The 13,306-nt window shown below is 66.0% G+C and carries 10 protein-coding genes and 1 tRNA gene; 7 read left to right on the top strand and 4 right to left on the bottom strand.

What is annotated here, in order from left to right; all coding sequences use genetic code 11:
• Positions 1–12: 12 nt before the first annotated feature.
• Positions 13–399, top strand: coding sequence for a hypothetical protein (locus EX88_RS25955; protein WP_152566226.1), 387 nt, complete (start codon positions 13–15; stop codon positions 397–399).
• Positions 400–960: 561 nt separating this feature from the next.
• Here the strand turns inward: EX88_RS25955 and EX88_RS0111600 are convergent.
• Together EX88_RS0111600 and EX88_RS0111595 are read right to left on the bottom strand one after the other, a co-directional pair.
• Positions 961–1,036: transfer RNA gene (locus EX88_RS0111600), tRNA-Ile, on the bottom strand.
• Between the two features lie 244 nt (positions 1,037–1,280).
• The gene (locus tag EX88_RS0111595) at positions 1,281–3,662 is read right to left on the bottom strand and encodes a GH92 family glycosyl hydrolase (protein ID WP_051885013.1); all 2,382 of its coding nucleotides are present in this window, start codon (positions 3,660–3,662) and stop codon (positions 1,281–1,283) included.
• Positions 3,663–3,901: 239 nt separating this feature from the next.
• Between EX88_RS0111595 and EX88_RS0111590 the strand changes: the two genes are divergently transcribed.
• The 5 genes from EX88_RS0111590 to EX88_RS0111570 all read left to right on the top strand — a co-directional run bounded on the left by EX88_RS0111590 (position 3,902) and on the right by EX88_RS0111570 (position 9,565).
• Positions 3,902–4,954: a LacI family DNA-binding transcriptional regulator gene (locus EX88_RS0111590; RefSeq protein ID WP_031372152.1), complete on the top strand. Its 1,053-nt coding sequence runs from the start codon at positions 3,902–3,904 to the stop codon at positions 4,952–4,954.
• Positions 4,951–6,249, top strand: coding sequence for an L-fucose:H+ symporter permease (fucP, locus tag EX88_RS0111585; protein ID WP_031372151.1), 1,299 nt, complete (start codon positions 4,951–4,953; stop codon positions 6,247–6,249). The genes EX88_RS0111590 and fucP overlap by 4 nt, the downstream gene beginning before the upstream one ends.
• Positions 6,249–7,259: a carbohydrate kinase family protein gene (locus EX88_RS0111580; protein ID WP_051885011.1), complete on the top strand. Its 1,011-nt coding sequence runs from the start codon at positions 6,249–6,251 to the stop codon at positions 7,257–7,259. Before fucP ends, EX88_RS0111580 begins: the two co-directional genes overlap by 1 nt.
• Entirely contained in the window at positions 7,256–8,470 is a 1,215-nt protein-coding gene (locus EX88_RS0111575; RefSeq protein ID WP_031372149.1) for an AGE family epimerase/isomerase, read from the top strand. Before EX88_RS0111580 ends, EX88_RS0111575 begins: the two co-directional genes overlap by 4 nt.
• A 729-nt stretch (positions 8,471–9,199) precedes the next feature.
• The gene (locus EX88_RS0111570; RefSeq protein WP_031372148.1) at positions 9,200–9,565 is read left to right on the top strand and encodes a nuclear transport factor 2 family protein; all 366 of its coding nucleotides are present in this window, start codon (positions 9,200–9,202) and stop codon (positions 9,563–9,565) included.
• A gap of 280 nt (positions 9,566–9,845) precedes the next feature.
• On the opposite strand, the gene rpoD is transcribed toward EX88_RS0111570, so the two are convergent.
• Positions 9,846–11,711, bottom strand: a complete 1,866-nt coding sequence (gene rpoD / locus EX88_RS0111565) for an RNA polymerase sigma factor RpoD (protein ID WP_031372147.1) — start codon at positions 11,709–11,711, stop codon at positions 9,846–9,848.
• A 71-nt stretch (positions 11,712–11,782) separates the two neighbouring features.
• Entirely contained in the window at positions 11,783–12,223 is a 441-nt protein-coding gene (gene dtd / locus EX88_RS0111560; RefSeq protein ID WP_031372146.1) for a D-aminoacyl-tRNA deacylase, read from the bottom strand.
• Positions 12,224–12,377: 154 nt separating this feature from the next.
• On the opposite strand from dtd, the gene EX88_RS0111555 reads away from it, so the two are divergent.
• Positions 12,378–13,298, top strand: coding sequence for a lauroyl acyltransferase (locus EX88_RS0111555; RefSeq protein ID WP_031372145.1), 921 nt, complete (start codon positions 12,378–12,380; stop codon positions 13,296–13,298).
• The last annotated feature ends 8 nt before the right edge of the window (positions 13,299–13,306 follow it).

The following is a 13,306-nucleotide window of genomic DNA, read 5'->3' as shown; positions in this document are numbered from 1 at the left end:
CGGAGAACAGGCATGAACCCATCGGCGCAGTCGCTACACTCGAACCATCAGAGAGCCGCGACAGGCTTCCTCACTGATCTGGTTTCTGAGAAACGTCATGTTGCAGTACTACTGCTTGCCATCCTGGTTGTGCCAACGCAAGCATTCGCAGACAGGCTCCGTGGAGTAGATGCAAACACCAGCATCATTCGGGGATTGAATATCTTTACAACTGAATGGGATCACCCCAAAGGAACTCCTGTTTGTGAAGTTATTGATTGCGCTGCAAGGCAGGCCGCGCGCGAAAAGGCATATGAAGAAAACAAGAAGAGATGGGAAGCCGAACAGCATCAAAGGTCCCGCTCGAACTTCCTCGACGAAATCATGCGCAACTCTCTGTACTTTCGTGGCTTTAAGTAAGGGGCTGTTCTAGATAAGAGTTACAGCTCTACTCGGTCTAGCGGGGTGGCGAGCTACCGGCGGGGACGATGGGGGCGGACCACTCCGTAGCGGTGGCCGCCACCCTGGTTGCGAGCATTCGCATGGCAAGAACCATCGATATCCGCAAGTCCACTGCGATCATCCCGCCCTCCTTAGGCTTTGTCGAAAGCCAGGATTTTGCCGCTAGCGCTGAGTGAGCTGGCTTGGCCGGCGGTCACGTTTGGGTGGGCTGCTCACGCAGATCTCCGCTCTCTCTTCCTTTGGTCCGGGAGAGCGGGTTTGCCGTCCTAGTTGACCTGTTGATCGCCGAAAAACTCGCAACAAGGTCCACGGCTAACCCATTGATTTACAAGGGTCGAGTTTTCGGGCCTTTGGTTCCGAGACCACAGGTAGGGAGAAGAGAGAGGACTGACTGGCGAAAATTTCGCCAAACGGCGTTTTTCGCCGGTTCTCTGAAACCACGGCCTTCGCGGAAACCCTCGAAAATAAGGGGGGTTTCTCAACGTGCGGAGGGGGAGATAAACGCCCTTCCGAAAGGGGTGGTGGGCCCACCAGGATTCGAACCTGGAACCAAAGGATTATGAGTCCTCTGCTCTAACCGTTGAGCTATAGGCCCGCGCGAGCAGGGATTCTAATGGTTGGGCGGGGCAGGCGTAAGCGGCGCGGCTATGTGCCAGCGCCGCCGCATGGCGAGGCCAAGCCCCAACGCTGGTACAGCGCGAGGCAGCGGTGTGGCCTGTCTCGTCGATTCCTGCCAATCGATGGACCCCAGGCGCAATCGAGGCGCCTCACCAGCCGAAGCGCCTTACCAAACAGCGCTCATCGGTGCAGGGACAGAGATAGGCGACGACCGCCCCCCCTCAGCGCCTCACACTCATCGAATACGGCCGCTGCTTCGGATCGCTAGCCCAAGCCTTATTCGGCGCCCCCTGCATCGTAAACCGAAGTTCCCCGCCGGCCATGATCTCTTCGTGGCGCAGAAAGCTGCGGTCCAGCGGTTGGCCGTTGAGGGTGGCGGCGCCGATGTAGGTGTGGGCGTCGTCCAGGCCGTCGGCGACGACGGTGAAGCGTTTGCCGTTGGGCAGCTTGAGGGTGGCCTTGGGCAGGAAGGGGCGGCCGATGGCGTATTCGTTGCTGGCCGGGGCCACCGGGTAGAAGCCGAGCGCGGTGAAGACGTACCAGGCCGACATCTGGCCGAGGTCGTCGTTGCCGGCCAGGCCGTCGGGGCGCGGGGCGTATTGGCTGGCCATGATCTGCTTGAGGCGCTCCTGGGTGCGCCAGGGTTGGCCGGCGTAGCCGTACAGGTAGGCGACGTGGTGGCTGGGTTCGTTGCCGTGGGCGTACCAGCCGATCAGGCCGGTGATGTCTTCCATGTGTTCGAACACTTTCGGGTCGACCTTGGCGTCGAAGACCTGGTCGAGTTTGGCGACGAGCTTGGCGTCGCCGCCGTGGGCGTCGATCAGGCCGGCGACGTCCTGCGGCACATACCAGGAGTACTGCCAGGCGTTGCCCTCGGTGTAGTCGGTGCCGTAGCCGCTGGCGGTGGGGTCGAAGGGTTCGCGGAAGGCGCCGTCGCGCTTGCGTGCGCGCATGAAGCCGCTGTTCGGGTCGAACGCGTGCTTCCAGTTGCCGGCGCGTTTTTCGAACTTCGCCGCGATGTCCTGGCGGCCCATGTCGCCGGCCATGCGCGCGATGGTCCAGTCGTCGAAGGCGTATTCGAGGGTCTTCGAGGCGGCCTCGCCTTCTTCGTCGATCGGCACGTAGCCGAGCTCCATGTATTGGGCGATGCCGTCGTAGGGGCCGTAGCTGGCGCTGGCGACCATCGCGTCGAGCGCTTCGCCGGTGTCGTAACCGCGGATGCCTTTCATGTAGGCGTCGGCGATCACCGGCACGGCGTGGTAGCCGACCATGCACCAGGTTTCCTGGCCGTGGAAGGACCAGACCGGCAGGATGCCGTAGGGGCTGTGGCGGCGCGAGGCGAGCAGCGAATTGACGAAGTCGTTGTTGCGTCGCTCGGGTTGCACCAGGGTCAGCAGCGGATGCAGCGCGCGGTAGGTGTCCCACAGCGAGAACGTCGAGTGGTAGCGGAAACCCTTGGCCTGGTGCACGGCATTGTCGGGGCCGCGATAACGGCCATCGCTGTCCATGAACAGACTCGGCCCCATCAGCGTGTGATACAGCGCGGTGTAGAAACTCTTGCGCATCGGCTCGGGCGCGTCGGTCTCGATCGCCGACAGCGCTTCGGTCCAGATCGCGCGCGCCTGCGCGCGCACGCCGTCGAAATCCCAGCCGGGCACTTCGGCGTCGAGGTTGGCGATGGCGCTGTCTTCGCTGACCGGCGAAATCGATACTTTGACGATCAGGTCTTTACCTTCGGCCTCGGCGAAATCGAGGCTGCCGACCACCTGGCGGCCTTCGATCTGCGCGCGTTTCGTCGGGTCTTTTTCGCCCGGCGGCGGGAAGCCTTTGTAGGCAACGTCGGCTTCGGTGTCGTGGAAGCCGTGACCGCTCACCGGGCGCGAGAAGCGCATCGCGAAATACAGCTGACGGCCCGGCGCCCAGCCGCGGGTTTCGCGGTAGCCGGTGACGGTGCCGTCGGCACGCAGGCGCAGGCGCGACCACAGGACCTTGCCGGGGTAGTCGTACAGGCTGGTGCGCAGGTCGACCAGCACGTGCGCGGGCTGCCCTTTCGGGAAGCGGTAGCGATGCACGCCGACGCGCTCGGTGGCGGTGAGTTCGGCGCGGATCTTGTAGTCGTCGAGGGTGACCGCGTAATAGCCCGGCTGCGCGACTTCGTCGTCGTGGCGGAAGCGCGAGCGGTAGCCGCTGCGCGCCACTTTAGAGTCACCGCGTTCGAGCTTGACCTCGCCGGCGATCGGCATCAGCAGCACGTCGCCGAGGTCGGAATGCCCGGTGCCGGAGAAGTGAGTGTGGGAGAAGCCGACGATGCTGCTGTCGCTGTAGCGGTAGCCGGCGGCCCAGCCGTAGGCCTGCTTGCGCGGCTGGATCTCAGTGTCGGGGCTGAGCTGGATCATGCCGAAGGGCACCACCGCGCCGGGGAAGGTGTGGCCCTCGCCGCCGGTGCCGATGAAGGGGTCAACCGATGCGTAGGCCCGGCGGCCGGCTTCGTCAGCCGGACCAGCACTCGCGCCGAGGGCGCAGGCGGCCAGGGCGGCGGCGGCCAGCCAGCGCAGGGCGGGACAGGCGCGGCGGGAGGTGAGAGGCTGGGTCGGCCGGGTCATCCGGGGCACTCCGTCTATAGGGCACAGGGGCCCGGACACGGCCGGACCGGCAAAAATCCCGGCGGCCACTTTTAGATCGTTCTAAATGCGGGCAAGCTAACACGCGACCCAGGCCCCTTCATGCTGCAATGCAGAATGCAGGGACGGGCCTGAGGCCGCAGGATGACGGCATTTAGAACGATCCAAAAGCCGCCGAGAGCCATGATTGCCGACCGACCACCCCTTGTGAGGTGTCAACGATGAACGACGCGCCCGCTCCCCGCGGCCGGGTCACCCTGGCCGACATCGCCCGTGCCTGCGGTCTGTCGCGTGCGACGGTCTCGCTGGTCCTGCGCGGCAGCCCGCTGGTCCATGCCGACACCCGCGCCCGGGTCGAGGCCGAACTCAAGCGCCAAGGCTACGTCTACCACCGCGGCGCGGCTAATCTGCGGCGCAAGGTCTCGACCGGCGTGGCCCTGGTCATCAACGACCTGTCCAACCCCTTCTTCGCCGAATTCGCCGCGGGCGTGGACGAATGGCTGGCCACGGCCGGCTTCGTCACCCTGCTCGGCAGCACCAACGAATCGGTCGAACGCCAGCAGGCGGTGCTGACTTCGCTGATGGAGCACGACCCGGCCGGCATCATCCTGTCGCCCGCCGAAGGCAGCGACGGCGCGCGCGTGCGCGCCCAGGTCGGCGAACGCACGCCGGTGCTGGTGTTCAACCGCGAGCTGGATTCCACCGACTGGGATTTCCTCGCCCTCGACAACACCCACGGCGCGCGCCTGGCGACGCGGCATTTGCTCGAACGCGGCCACCGCCGCATCGCCTTCTTCGGCGGCCACCGCGATTCGAGCTCGTGCCGGCAACGCCGCCAGGGCTATCGCGAAGCCTTGGCCGAGGCCGGCGTCGATCCCGAGCCACAGTGGCTGGTGGAATGCGCGCCGACCCGCCTGGAAGCGGCGCAGCAGACCGGCGCGCTGTTCGTGCGCGACCCGGCCCCGACCGCGGCGGTCTGCTACAACGACGCGGTCGCACTGGGCCTGATGGCCGGCCTGGTCGCACGCGGGCGCCGCCCGGGCGGCGATTTCGCCGTCATCGGCTTCGACGATATTCCCGAAGCCTCGGTCGCCTCGCCCACCCTGACCACGATCGCGGTCGACCCGCGCGCACGCGGCCGCCAGGCCGCGGAGCTGATCCTCAAGCGCCTGCGCGACCCCGACATGCCGCCCGCCCATACCGTCGCCCCCGTCCGGCTGCAGGCACGCAGCAGCAGCGAGGTGCTCGTTCCGCCGCCCGGAGAGTCCGCATGACCCGTCGCGACATGTCCTACACCGCCGCGCTCGCGGTGGTGACCACGATCTTCTTCACCTGGGGCGGCCTGACCAGCCTCAACGATGTGCTGATCCCGCATCTGAAAGCCGTGTTCCAGATGAACTACGCGCAGTCGATGCTGATCCAGTCGACTTTCTTCGGCGCCTACTTCCTGATGTCGCTGCCGGCGAGCAAGGTGGTGGCGAAGGTCGGCTACAAGAACAGCATCGTGATCGGCCTGATCGTGGCCGCGGCCGGCGCGGCGCTGTTCTTCCCGGCCGCGCGCATACCGTCGTATCCCTTGTTCCTGGGTGCGTTGTTCGTGCTCGCCAGCGGCATCACCCTGCTGCAGGTCTCGGCGAACCCCTACATCAGCCTGCTCGGCGACCCGGCCGGCGCGCCGAGCCGCCTCAACCTTGCGCAAGCGCTGAACTCGCTCGGCACCACCTTGTTCCCGTACGTGATCGGCCCGCTGATCCTGTCGACCGCGGTGCTCGGCACCGCCGAACTCGCGGCGATGTCGGTCGCCGAACAAGCCGCGTATCGCGCGCATGAAGCGGCTTCGGTGCAGATGCCGTACATGATCATCGCCGGCTGCCTGCTGCTGCTCGCGGTGTTCGTGTACCAGATGCGCATCCCCTCGCTGGCCGAAGCCACCGAGAGCGCCGACCCGGTGCACCACAGCTTCGCCGAGGTACTGGGCCAGCGGCATCTGTTCTTTGGGGTGGTCGCGATCTTCGTCTACGTCGGCGCCGAGGTCTCGATCGGCAGCTTCCTGATCAACTACATCTCGGCACCGGAAATCGGCAACATCGACCACGCCCAGGCCAGCGAATACCTCGCCTATTACTGGGGCGGCGCTATGGTCGGCCGCTTCATCGGCGCGGCCTTGCTGCGCCGCTTCGATGCGCGCCGCCTGCTGGCGCTGTTCGCGGTCGCCGCGATCGCGCTGCTGGCGCTGACCATGAGCACGAAGGGTTCGGTCGCGATGTGGGCGGTGCTGTCGATCGGCCTGTTCAATTCGATCATGTTCCCGACCATCTTCACCATCGCCATCGAGCGCCTCGGGCCGATGACCAGCAAGGCTTCGAGCCTGCTGATCATGGGCATCGTCGGCGGCGCGGTCATTCCGTGGTTGCAGGGCGTGTTGTCCGACCGGATCGGTATCCAACCTTCGTTCGTAATTCCGGTGGTGTGCTACGCCTTCATCGTCTGGTACGGCTGGCGCGGTTCGCGCGTGCTCGCCGGCCAGGGCCAGCACGTCACCGCCCAGGCTTCGGGAGTGATGCATTGATGTCCGTTGTGCTATCCGCAGAACCGCGCAACGGCGCAATCGTCTGCTTTGGTGAGGCCCTGATCGACTTTCTCGCGCGTCCCTCGTCGGTCGCCGGCGAGCCGCGTCATTTCGTCGAATACGCCGGCGGCGCGCCGGCCAACGTCGCCGTCGCCGCGGCCCGCCTGGGCGGCAACGCGCGCTTCGTCGGCATGCTGGGCGAAGACATGTTCGGCGACTTCATCGCCGCGCAGTTGCAGGACTACGGCGTCGACACCCGCCACCTGCTGCGCACCGCCGAGGCCAAGACCGCGCTGGCTTTCGTCTCGCTCGACGGCGACGGCGAACGCAGCTTCAGCTTCTACCGGCCGCCGGCCGCCGACCTGCTGTTCCGCGACTCGGACTTCAGCGGCGACAGCTTCGCCGAGGCCGGCGTGTTCCACGTCTGCTCCAACAGCCTGACCGAGGAATCGATCGCTGCGACCACGCTGGCCGGGATGCGCCGCGCGCGCATGGCCGGCGCCTTGGTCAGCATGGACATGAACCTGCGGCCGTCGCTGTGGCCGGCCGGCTTCGACCCGGCGCCGCGCCTGCTGGCGGCGCTGCTCGAAGCCGACCTGATCAAACTGTGCGGCAGCGAGTTCGAATTCCTGGCCCGCCACCTCGGCGGCGAAGAAGCCGCATTGCAACGCTTGTGGCACGGTTACGCCACCTGCGTGCTGATCACCGACGGCGCCACGCCGATCCGCTGGCACACGCGCACGCGCCAGGGCGAAGTGCCGACTTTCCGCGTCGCCCCCTCCGACACCACCGGCGCCGGCGACGCCTTCGTCGGCGGTTTACTGCACCGGCTGTCGACCCTGGGCGTGAACGCCGCCGGCTTCACCGATTTCCTCGAACGCGAAGCCGACTTCATCGGCGCGCTGCGCTATGCCGCGGCCGCCGGCGCCCTCGCCACCACCCGACACGGCGCCTTCGCGGCGATGCCGAGCGCGGCCGATGTCGAACGCCTGATGCAGGAACAGTCATGAATCTTCCGCTGCACCCGCTTCCCGATTTCCGCAAGGCCGACACCTTGCGCGCGCACATCGCCGACACGATGGCGTTCTACGACCCGGTCGCGCGCGACCCGGACGGCGGCTTCTTCCACTATTTCCGCGACGACGGCTCGGTCTACGACGCTTCGCACCGGCACCTGGTCAGCAGCACGCGTTTCGTCTTCAACTACGCGATGGCCGCGATCGAATTCGAGCGCGAGGACTATCGCGAGCTCGCCCGTCACGGCCTGCGCTATCTGCGCGAAAAGCATCGCAACGCCGAGACCGGCGGCTACGCCTGGACCCTCCGCGACGGCCAGCCCGAAGACCGGATGAACCACTGCTACGGCGGCGCCTTCGTGCTGCTCGCCTACTCGACCGCGCTCAAGGCCGGCATCGACGAAGCCGCGGCGTGGATGGACGAGACCTGGGACTTGCTGGAGCAGCGCTTCTGGGAGGCGCAGCACGGCCTGTACCGCGACGAAGCCGACGCCGACTGGAACTTCAGCGACTACCGCGGCCAGAACGCCAACATGCACATGTGCGAGGCGATGCTGGCGGCCTACGAGGCCAGCGGCCAGCGCCGTTACCTCGACCGCGCGCTGACCTTGGCGCAGAACATGACCCAGCGCCAGGCGGCGAAGTCCGAAGGCCTGGTGTGGGAGCACTACGACCGCGACTGGAACATCGACTGGGATTACCACCGCGACGACCCCAAGCACCTGTTCCGTCCCTGGGGTTTCCAGCCCGGCCACCAGACCGAGTGGGCTAAGCTGTTGCTGATCCTCGACCGTCATCTGACGCCGAGTGGCGAGGCACCGGCGTGGCTGCTGCCGACCGCACGGCATCTGTTCGACCTCGCGGTGGCGCGTTCCTGGGACAGCGAACACGGCGGCCTGTTCTACGGCTTCGCCCCGGACGGTTCGGTCTGCGACGACGACAAGTATTTCTGGGTCCAGGCCGAATCGCTGGCGACCGCGGCGCTGCTCGCGGCGCGCACCGGCGACGACCTGTACTGGCAGTGGTACGACAAGCTGTGGGCTTACGCCTGGCAGCACATGGTCGATCACCGCTACGGCGCCTGGTACCGCATCCTCGATCGCGAGAACCGCAAGTACAGCGACGAGAAGAGCCCAGCCGGCAAGACCGATTACCACACCATGGGCGCGTGCTACGAAGTGATGCGGCTGTTGCGTCAGGGTTGACCGCGTGGCGTTATCGCGGGATCGAAACGGGGCGCATTGCGCCCCGTTTGCGTTGCGACGTGGCCTTTGCTTCGGGGTAGGAGCGACGCGAGTCGCGACCGCGCTGCTTCGGTTTCGCGGCGTATCGCTCAAGCAAGATCGGGATCGGGATCGGGATCGGGATCGGGATCGGGATCAAACGCTAAGAGCTTCCGCCGCTGAAGCGTCGGGTTACTTTCTTTTGTCATAAGCAACAAAAGAAAGGTAACCAAAGAAAAATGCTTCTCTTTGAGTCAAAGGCCGGCACGAGCGATGGCTCCACAGGGATCTACATACGGGACATCCCTGTCCCGATGAAAAACGGCGCGCATCCCTGCGCGCCGCCCTTTGGGTCTTCTATTGCCTTCGCTAGCGCGAGGCGGCGCACAGCAACTACAAGATTCTTACGGCAACGGCGGCTGCAGATGCAGAGCACCGGCACCCTGCCTCTGAGTAGGAGCGACGCGAGTCGCGACCGCGAACCGATGGTTACGCCGCAACCGAAAGATCGCGGTCGCGGCTTGCGCCGCTCCTACCCTTGGTTGCGTCGTTTTCTGTAGGCCCGATGCGAATCGCAACAGGCCGACGCCGGCCGGCACGACGCATTCATCTCCCGCTCGTCGGGAGAGGGCCTGCAATCGCGTCGCTCCCCGCCACTAGCAGGCGAGCCCGGCCCTATCCTGAGCCCCCCACCCCCAAGGATCGCCCGCCATGGATACCCAGCAAATCGCCAACCGCTATGTCGAGCTGTGCCGCGCAGGCAAGCACGAACAGATCCAGGACGAGCTCTACGCCGACGATGCCGTCAGCATCGAGGCGCCCGGCAATCAGGGCGGCCCGCTCGGCAACGTCGAAGGCCTGGCGGCGATCCGCCAGAAAGGCCGCGACTTCATGGCCGATGTGATCGAGATCCACGACAGTTGGTGCAGCGACCCGGCCGTCGGCGGCGACTGGTTCAGCCTGGCCATGAGCATCGACGCGACCTACAAGAGCATGGGCCGCATGCCGATGGCCGAGGTCGCGGTGTACAAGGTGCGCGACGGCAAGATCGTGCACGAGCAGTTCTTCTACGGCTGAGCGCGGCACCGGAACCGGCACCCAGCGACGCGGCTCATTCGCTCGGCCCGGCATGGCGCGATACAGCGCAGTGCTTTGTTGTGCGATGAGATGTGATGCGCTGAGAGGATTCCGCGCCCCATACCTCAGCGCAACGCCCGCGACATCGGCAACGACGACCTGATGCCGTCATCCGCACTCTAAACCGCGCGCCGCGAGGCACCGTATAGAAACCGACCCCGCAAACGAAACAGGCCCCGCGAGCGGGGCCTGTTTCCTTACGCAACCGAAGCGACGCCGATCAATCGATGTCGAGGAAGCTGCGCAGTTGTTCCGAACGGCTCGGGTGACGCAGCTTGCGCAGCGCCTTGGCCTCGATCTGGCGGATACGCTCGCGGGTGACGTCGAACTGCTTACCGACCTCTTCGAGGGTGTGATCGGTATTCATGTCGATGCCGAAGCGCATGCGCAGCACCTTGGCTTCCCTCGGGGTCAGGCCGGCGAGCACGTCGCGGACCGTCTCGGAGAGGTTGATGTTGGTGGTGGCTTCGACCGGGGACTCGACGTTGGTGTCCTCGATGAAATCGCCGAGGTGCGAATCCTCGTCGTCGCCGATCGGCGTCTCCATCGAGATCGGTTCCTTGGCGATCTTCATGACCTTGCGGATCTTGTCCTCGGGCATGTCCATCTCTTTCGCCAACTCTTCCGGCGTGGCCTCGCGGCCGTACTGCTGGAGCATCTGACGCGAGATGCGGTTGAGCTTGTTGATCGTTTCGATCATGTGCACCGGGATACGGATGGTGCGCGCCTGATCGGCGATCGAACGGGTGATGGCCTGGCGGATCCACCACGTGGCGTAGGTCGAGAACTTGAAGCCGCGGCGGAACTCGAACTTGTCGACCGCCTTCATCAGACCGATGTTGCCTTCCTGGATCAGATCGAGGAACTGCAGACCGCGGTTGGTGTACTTCTTGGCGATGGAGATCACCAGGCGCAGGTTGGCCTCAACCATCTCCTTCTTGGCCTTGCGCGCCTTGGCTTCGCCATAGGCCATCGCACGGCTGATCTCCTTGATGTCGGCCAGGGTCAGGAACGAGGCCTGCTCGATCTCGATCGTGGTCTGCTGCTCGACGATGATCTGGTCCTTGACGTCGCGCAGACCCGACGACCACTTCTGCTTGCGCTTGAGCAGCTCGTCGACCCATTCCAGATTGGTCTGGTTGCCTTCCCAGGCGCGGATGAAGTCCTTGCGCGGCATCTTGGCGATGCGCGTGGCCAGGTCGAGGATCTTGCGCTCGTGGTCCTTGATCGAGCCGACCACGTCGCGCAGGTTGCGCATCAGGTTGTCGGTCAGGGCCAGCGGCAGCTTCAGGGTGACGAACACGGCGGCGATGTCTTCGCGCAGCTTGGTCGCTGCCTTGGCGCCGGCGCCGCCCTTGCCCTGGGCCTTGAGGAACTTGCCGTACAGGTCGGCGATGGCCTCCATGCGCGCGGCGACTTCGACCGGGTCCGGACCGGAGGTGGTCTCTTCGGTCTCGGCATCGTCGCCGGCGGCTTCGACTTCTTCGTCGTCGTCCGCGTCGGCATCGGCGTCGGCCACCACCACCGGCGGTGCCGGCGGCTCGGGCTCTTCGTCGAGGTGATCGTTGAAGCCGACCACGATCTCGGCCAGGCGCTTCTTGCCGGCCTTGTGCTGCTCGTAGTCTTCGAGGATCAGCTGGATCGTGGAGGGGAACAGGGCAAGCGAAGCCTGGACCTGATTCAGGCCCTCTTCGATGCGCTTGGCGATGGCGATTTCGCCCTCGCGGGTAAGCAGCTCGACCGTGCCCATCTCGCGCATGTACATGCGCACGGGGTCGGTGGTGCGGCCGCCTTCGCCGTCGAGTGCGGTCAACGCCGCCGCGGCTTCTTCAGCCGCGGTGTCGTCGACTTCGCGATTACCGGTGTTGCCGTCGGCGAGCAACAGCGTTTCGGCATCGGGGGCAACTTCGTGCACCTCGATGCCCATGCCGTTGATCATGCCGATGATGTCTTCGATCTGTTCCGCGTCGACGAGATCGTCGGGCAGGTGATCGTTGACCTCGGCATAGGTCAGATAGCCCTGCTCCAAGCCCTTGCTGATCAGGAGCTTGATATCGGACGGAGGGGGCTGACGTTCGTTGGCCATGGGCTGCGCCACCGCGCTATTGAGGGTAGGGAACGCTCCAGTATATCAGGTCCGGCCTGGGAGGCCGGGTCTTAGGACCGGAGGAGAAAGGTGACCGGGCCGTCGTTGACCAGGTTGACGACCATATGGGCGCCGAAGCGGCCGGTTTCCACCCCTCCGGCATGACGTTGCCGGCAGGTTTCGACCAGACGGTTGAATAACGGTTCAGCCAGGCCCGGGGCGGCGGCCGTGCTGAAGCCCGGACGCATGCCGCTGCTGGTGTCGGCGGCCAGGGTGAACTGGCTGACCAACAGCAGGCCGCCGCCGGTGTCGGCCAGGCCGCGGTTCATGCGGCCGGCCTTGTCGGCGAAGACCCGGTACCCGAGCAGGCGTTCGGCCATGCGGGCGATCTGGGGTTCGCCGTCGCCGGGTTCAAGCCCGACGAGGGCCAGCAGGCCGGGGCCGATCGCGCCGACGGTTTCGCCGTCGACGACGACCGAGGCCTGGGTGACGCGCTGGATCAGACTCAGCATGCGGGCTCGTACGATCTGGAAAGTCGGACGCGAGTGTAAAGCCTGCATCGTGCCGGCATCGGCGCCGTGCCGGGCCCGATCTGCGCCGCATCCGGCACGTATCGGACGGTCCGGCCGCCACGGTCGCGCACAGGCCAGCGGCTACACTCGCGCGATGACCCGATTCGTCGCCCGCCTGCTGTATGTCTTCGCCAGCGCGCTCGGCCGCCTGCCCTGGTCCTGGCAGATGCGCCTGGGCGACGCCATCGCCGCGCTGTGGCAGCGCCGTAACGCCCGCGAGAGCCGGGTCGCCCGGGTCAACCTGGAGCTGGCCTACCCGGAACTGCTGCCGGCCGAACGCGAGCAGTGGCAGCGCGCGATCGTGCGCACCACCTCGCGCCAGGCGGTCGAGACCCTGCGCCTGTGGACCCGGCCCCATGCCGAAAATCTCGGACTGCTGCGCGAGCAGCACGGCACCGAGCTGTTCGACGCCGCGCTCGCTTCCGGACGCGGCCTGATCGTGGCGGCGCCGCATTACGGCAACTGGGAGCTGCTGAACCAGTGGCTGGCCTTCCGCACCCCGCTGGCGATCCTGTATCGCCCGCCGGAGTCGCCGATCGGCGAGGCCTTCCTCAACCTGGTGCGCGCCCACACCGAAGCCGAACGTGTGACCCAGGTCCGCGCCGAAGGCTCGGCGGTGCGCCAGTTGTGGAAGCGCCTCAACGCCGGCGGCGTGGTCGGCATCCTGCCCGACCAGCAGCCCAAGGCCGGCGACGGCGAGTTCGCGCCGTTCTTCGGCGTGCCCGCGCTGACCATGACCCTGCTCGGACGCCTGGCCGAACGCACCGGCGCGACGGTGTTGTTCGCGTACTGCGAACGCATCGACACGCATCCGGATCATCCGGCGTTCGCCTTGCGCATCGAAGCCGCGCCGGACGGCATCGCCGATCCCGATCCGCAACGCGCCTGCATCGCCCTCAACGCGGCGGTAGAACGTATTGCGCGCCGCGATCCGGCCCAATACCAGTGGACCTATAAACGCTATACGCTGCGCCCATCCGGCAATGGCGACGACAACCCCTATCGTTCGAGATAGGACGCCGG

Origin of the sequence: Lysobacter antibioticus, assembly GCF_000731095.1 — a bacterium.
In the GTDB taxonomy this organism is placed as follows: Bacteria; Pseudomonadota; Gammaproteobacteria; order Xanthomonadales; family Xanthomonadaceae; genus Lysobacter; species Lysobacter antibioticus_B.
Note: the sequence above shows the minus strand (reverse complement) of the source record. Positions and strands in the feature narration are given on the sequence as shown.

What these genes read in the sequence shown, in the direction of transcription:
- EX88_RS25955 (WP_152566226.1), top strand. Translation starts at nt 13, where the DNA reads ATGAACCCATCGGCGCAGTCGCTACACTCGAACCATCAGAGAGCCGCG.
- EX88_RS0111595 (WP_051885013.1), bottom strand. Translation starts at nt 3,662, where the DNA reads ATGACCCGGCCGACCCAGCCTCTCACCTCCCGCCGCGCCTGTCCCGCC.
- EX88_RS0111590 (WP_031372152.1), top strand. Translation starts at nt 3,902, where the DNA reads ATGAACGACGCGCCCGCTCCCCGCGGCCGGGTCACCCTGGCCGACATC.
- fucP (WP_031372151.1), top strand. Translation starts at nt 4,951, where the DNA reads ATGACCCGTCGCGACATGTCCTACACCGCCGCGCTCGCGGTGGTGACC.
- EX88_RS0111580 (WP_051885011.1), top strand. Translation starts at nt 6,249, where the DNA reads ATGTCCGTTGTGCTATCCGCAGAACCGCGCAACGGCGCAATCGTCTGC.
- EX88_RS0111575 (WP_031372149.1), top strand. Translation starts at nt 7,256, where the DNA reads ATGAATCTTCCGCTGCACCCGCTTCCCGATTTCCGCAAGGCCGACACC.
- EX88_RS0111570 (WP_031372148.1), top strand. Translation starts at nt 9,200, where the DNA reads ATGGATACCCAGCAAATCGCCAACCGCTATGTCGAGCTGTGCCGCGCA.
- rpoD (WP_031372147.1), bottom strand. Translation starts at nt 11,711, where the DNA reads ATGGCCAACGAACGTCAGCCCCCTCCGTCCGATATCAAGCTCCTGATC.
- dtd (WP_031372146.1), bottom strand. Translation starts at nt 12,223, where the DNA reads ATGCTGAGTCTGATCCAGCGCGTCACCCAGGCCTCGGTCGTCGTCGAC.
- EX88_RS0111555 (WP_031372145.1), top strand. Translation starts at nt 12,378, where the DNA reads ATGACCCGATTCGTCGCCCGCCTGCTGTATGTCTTCGCCAGCGCGCTC.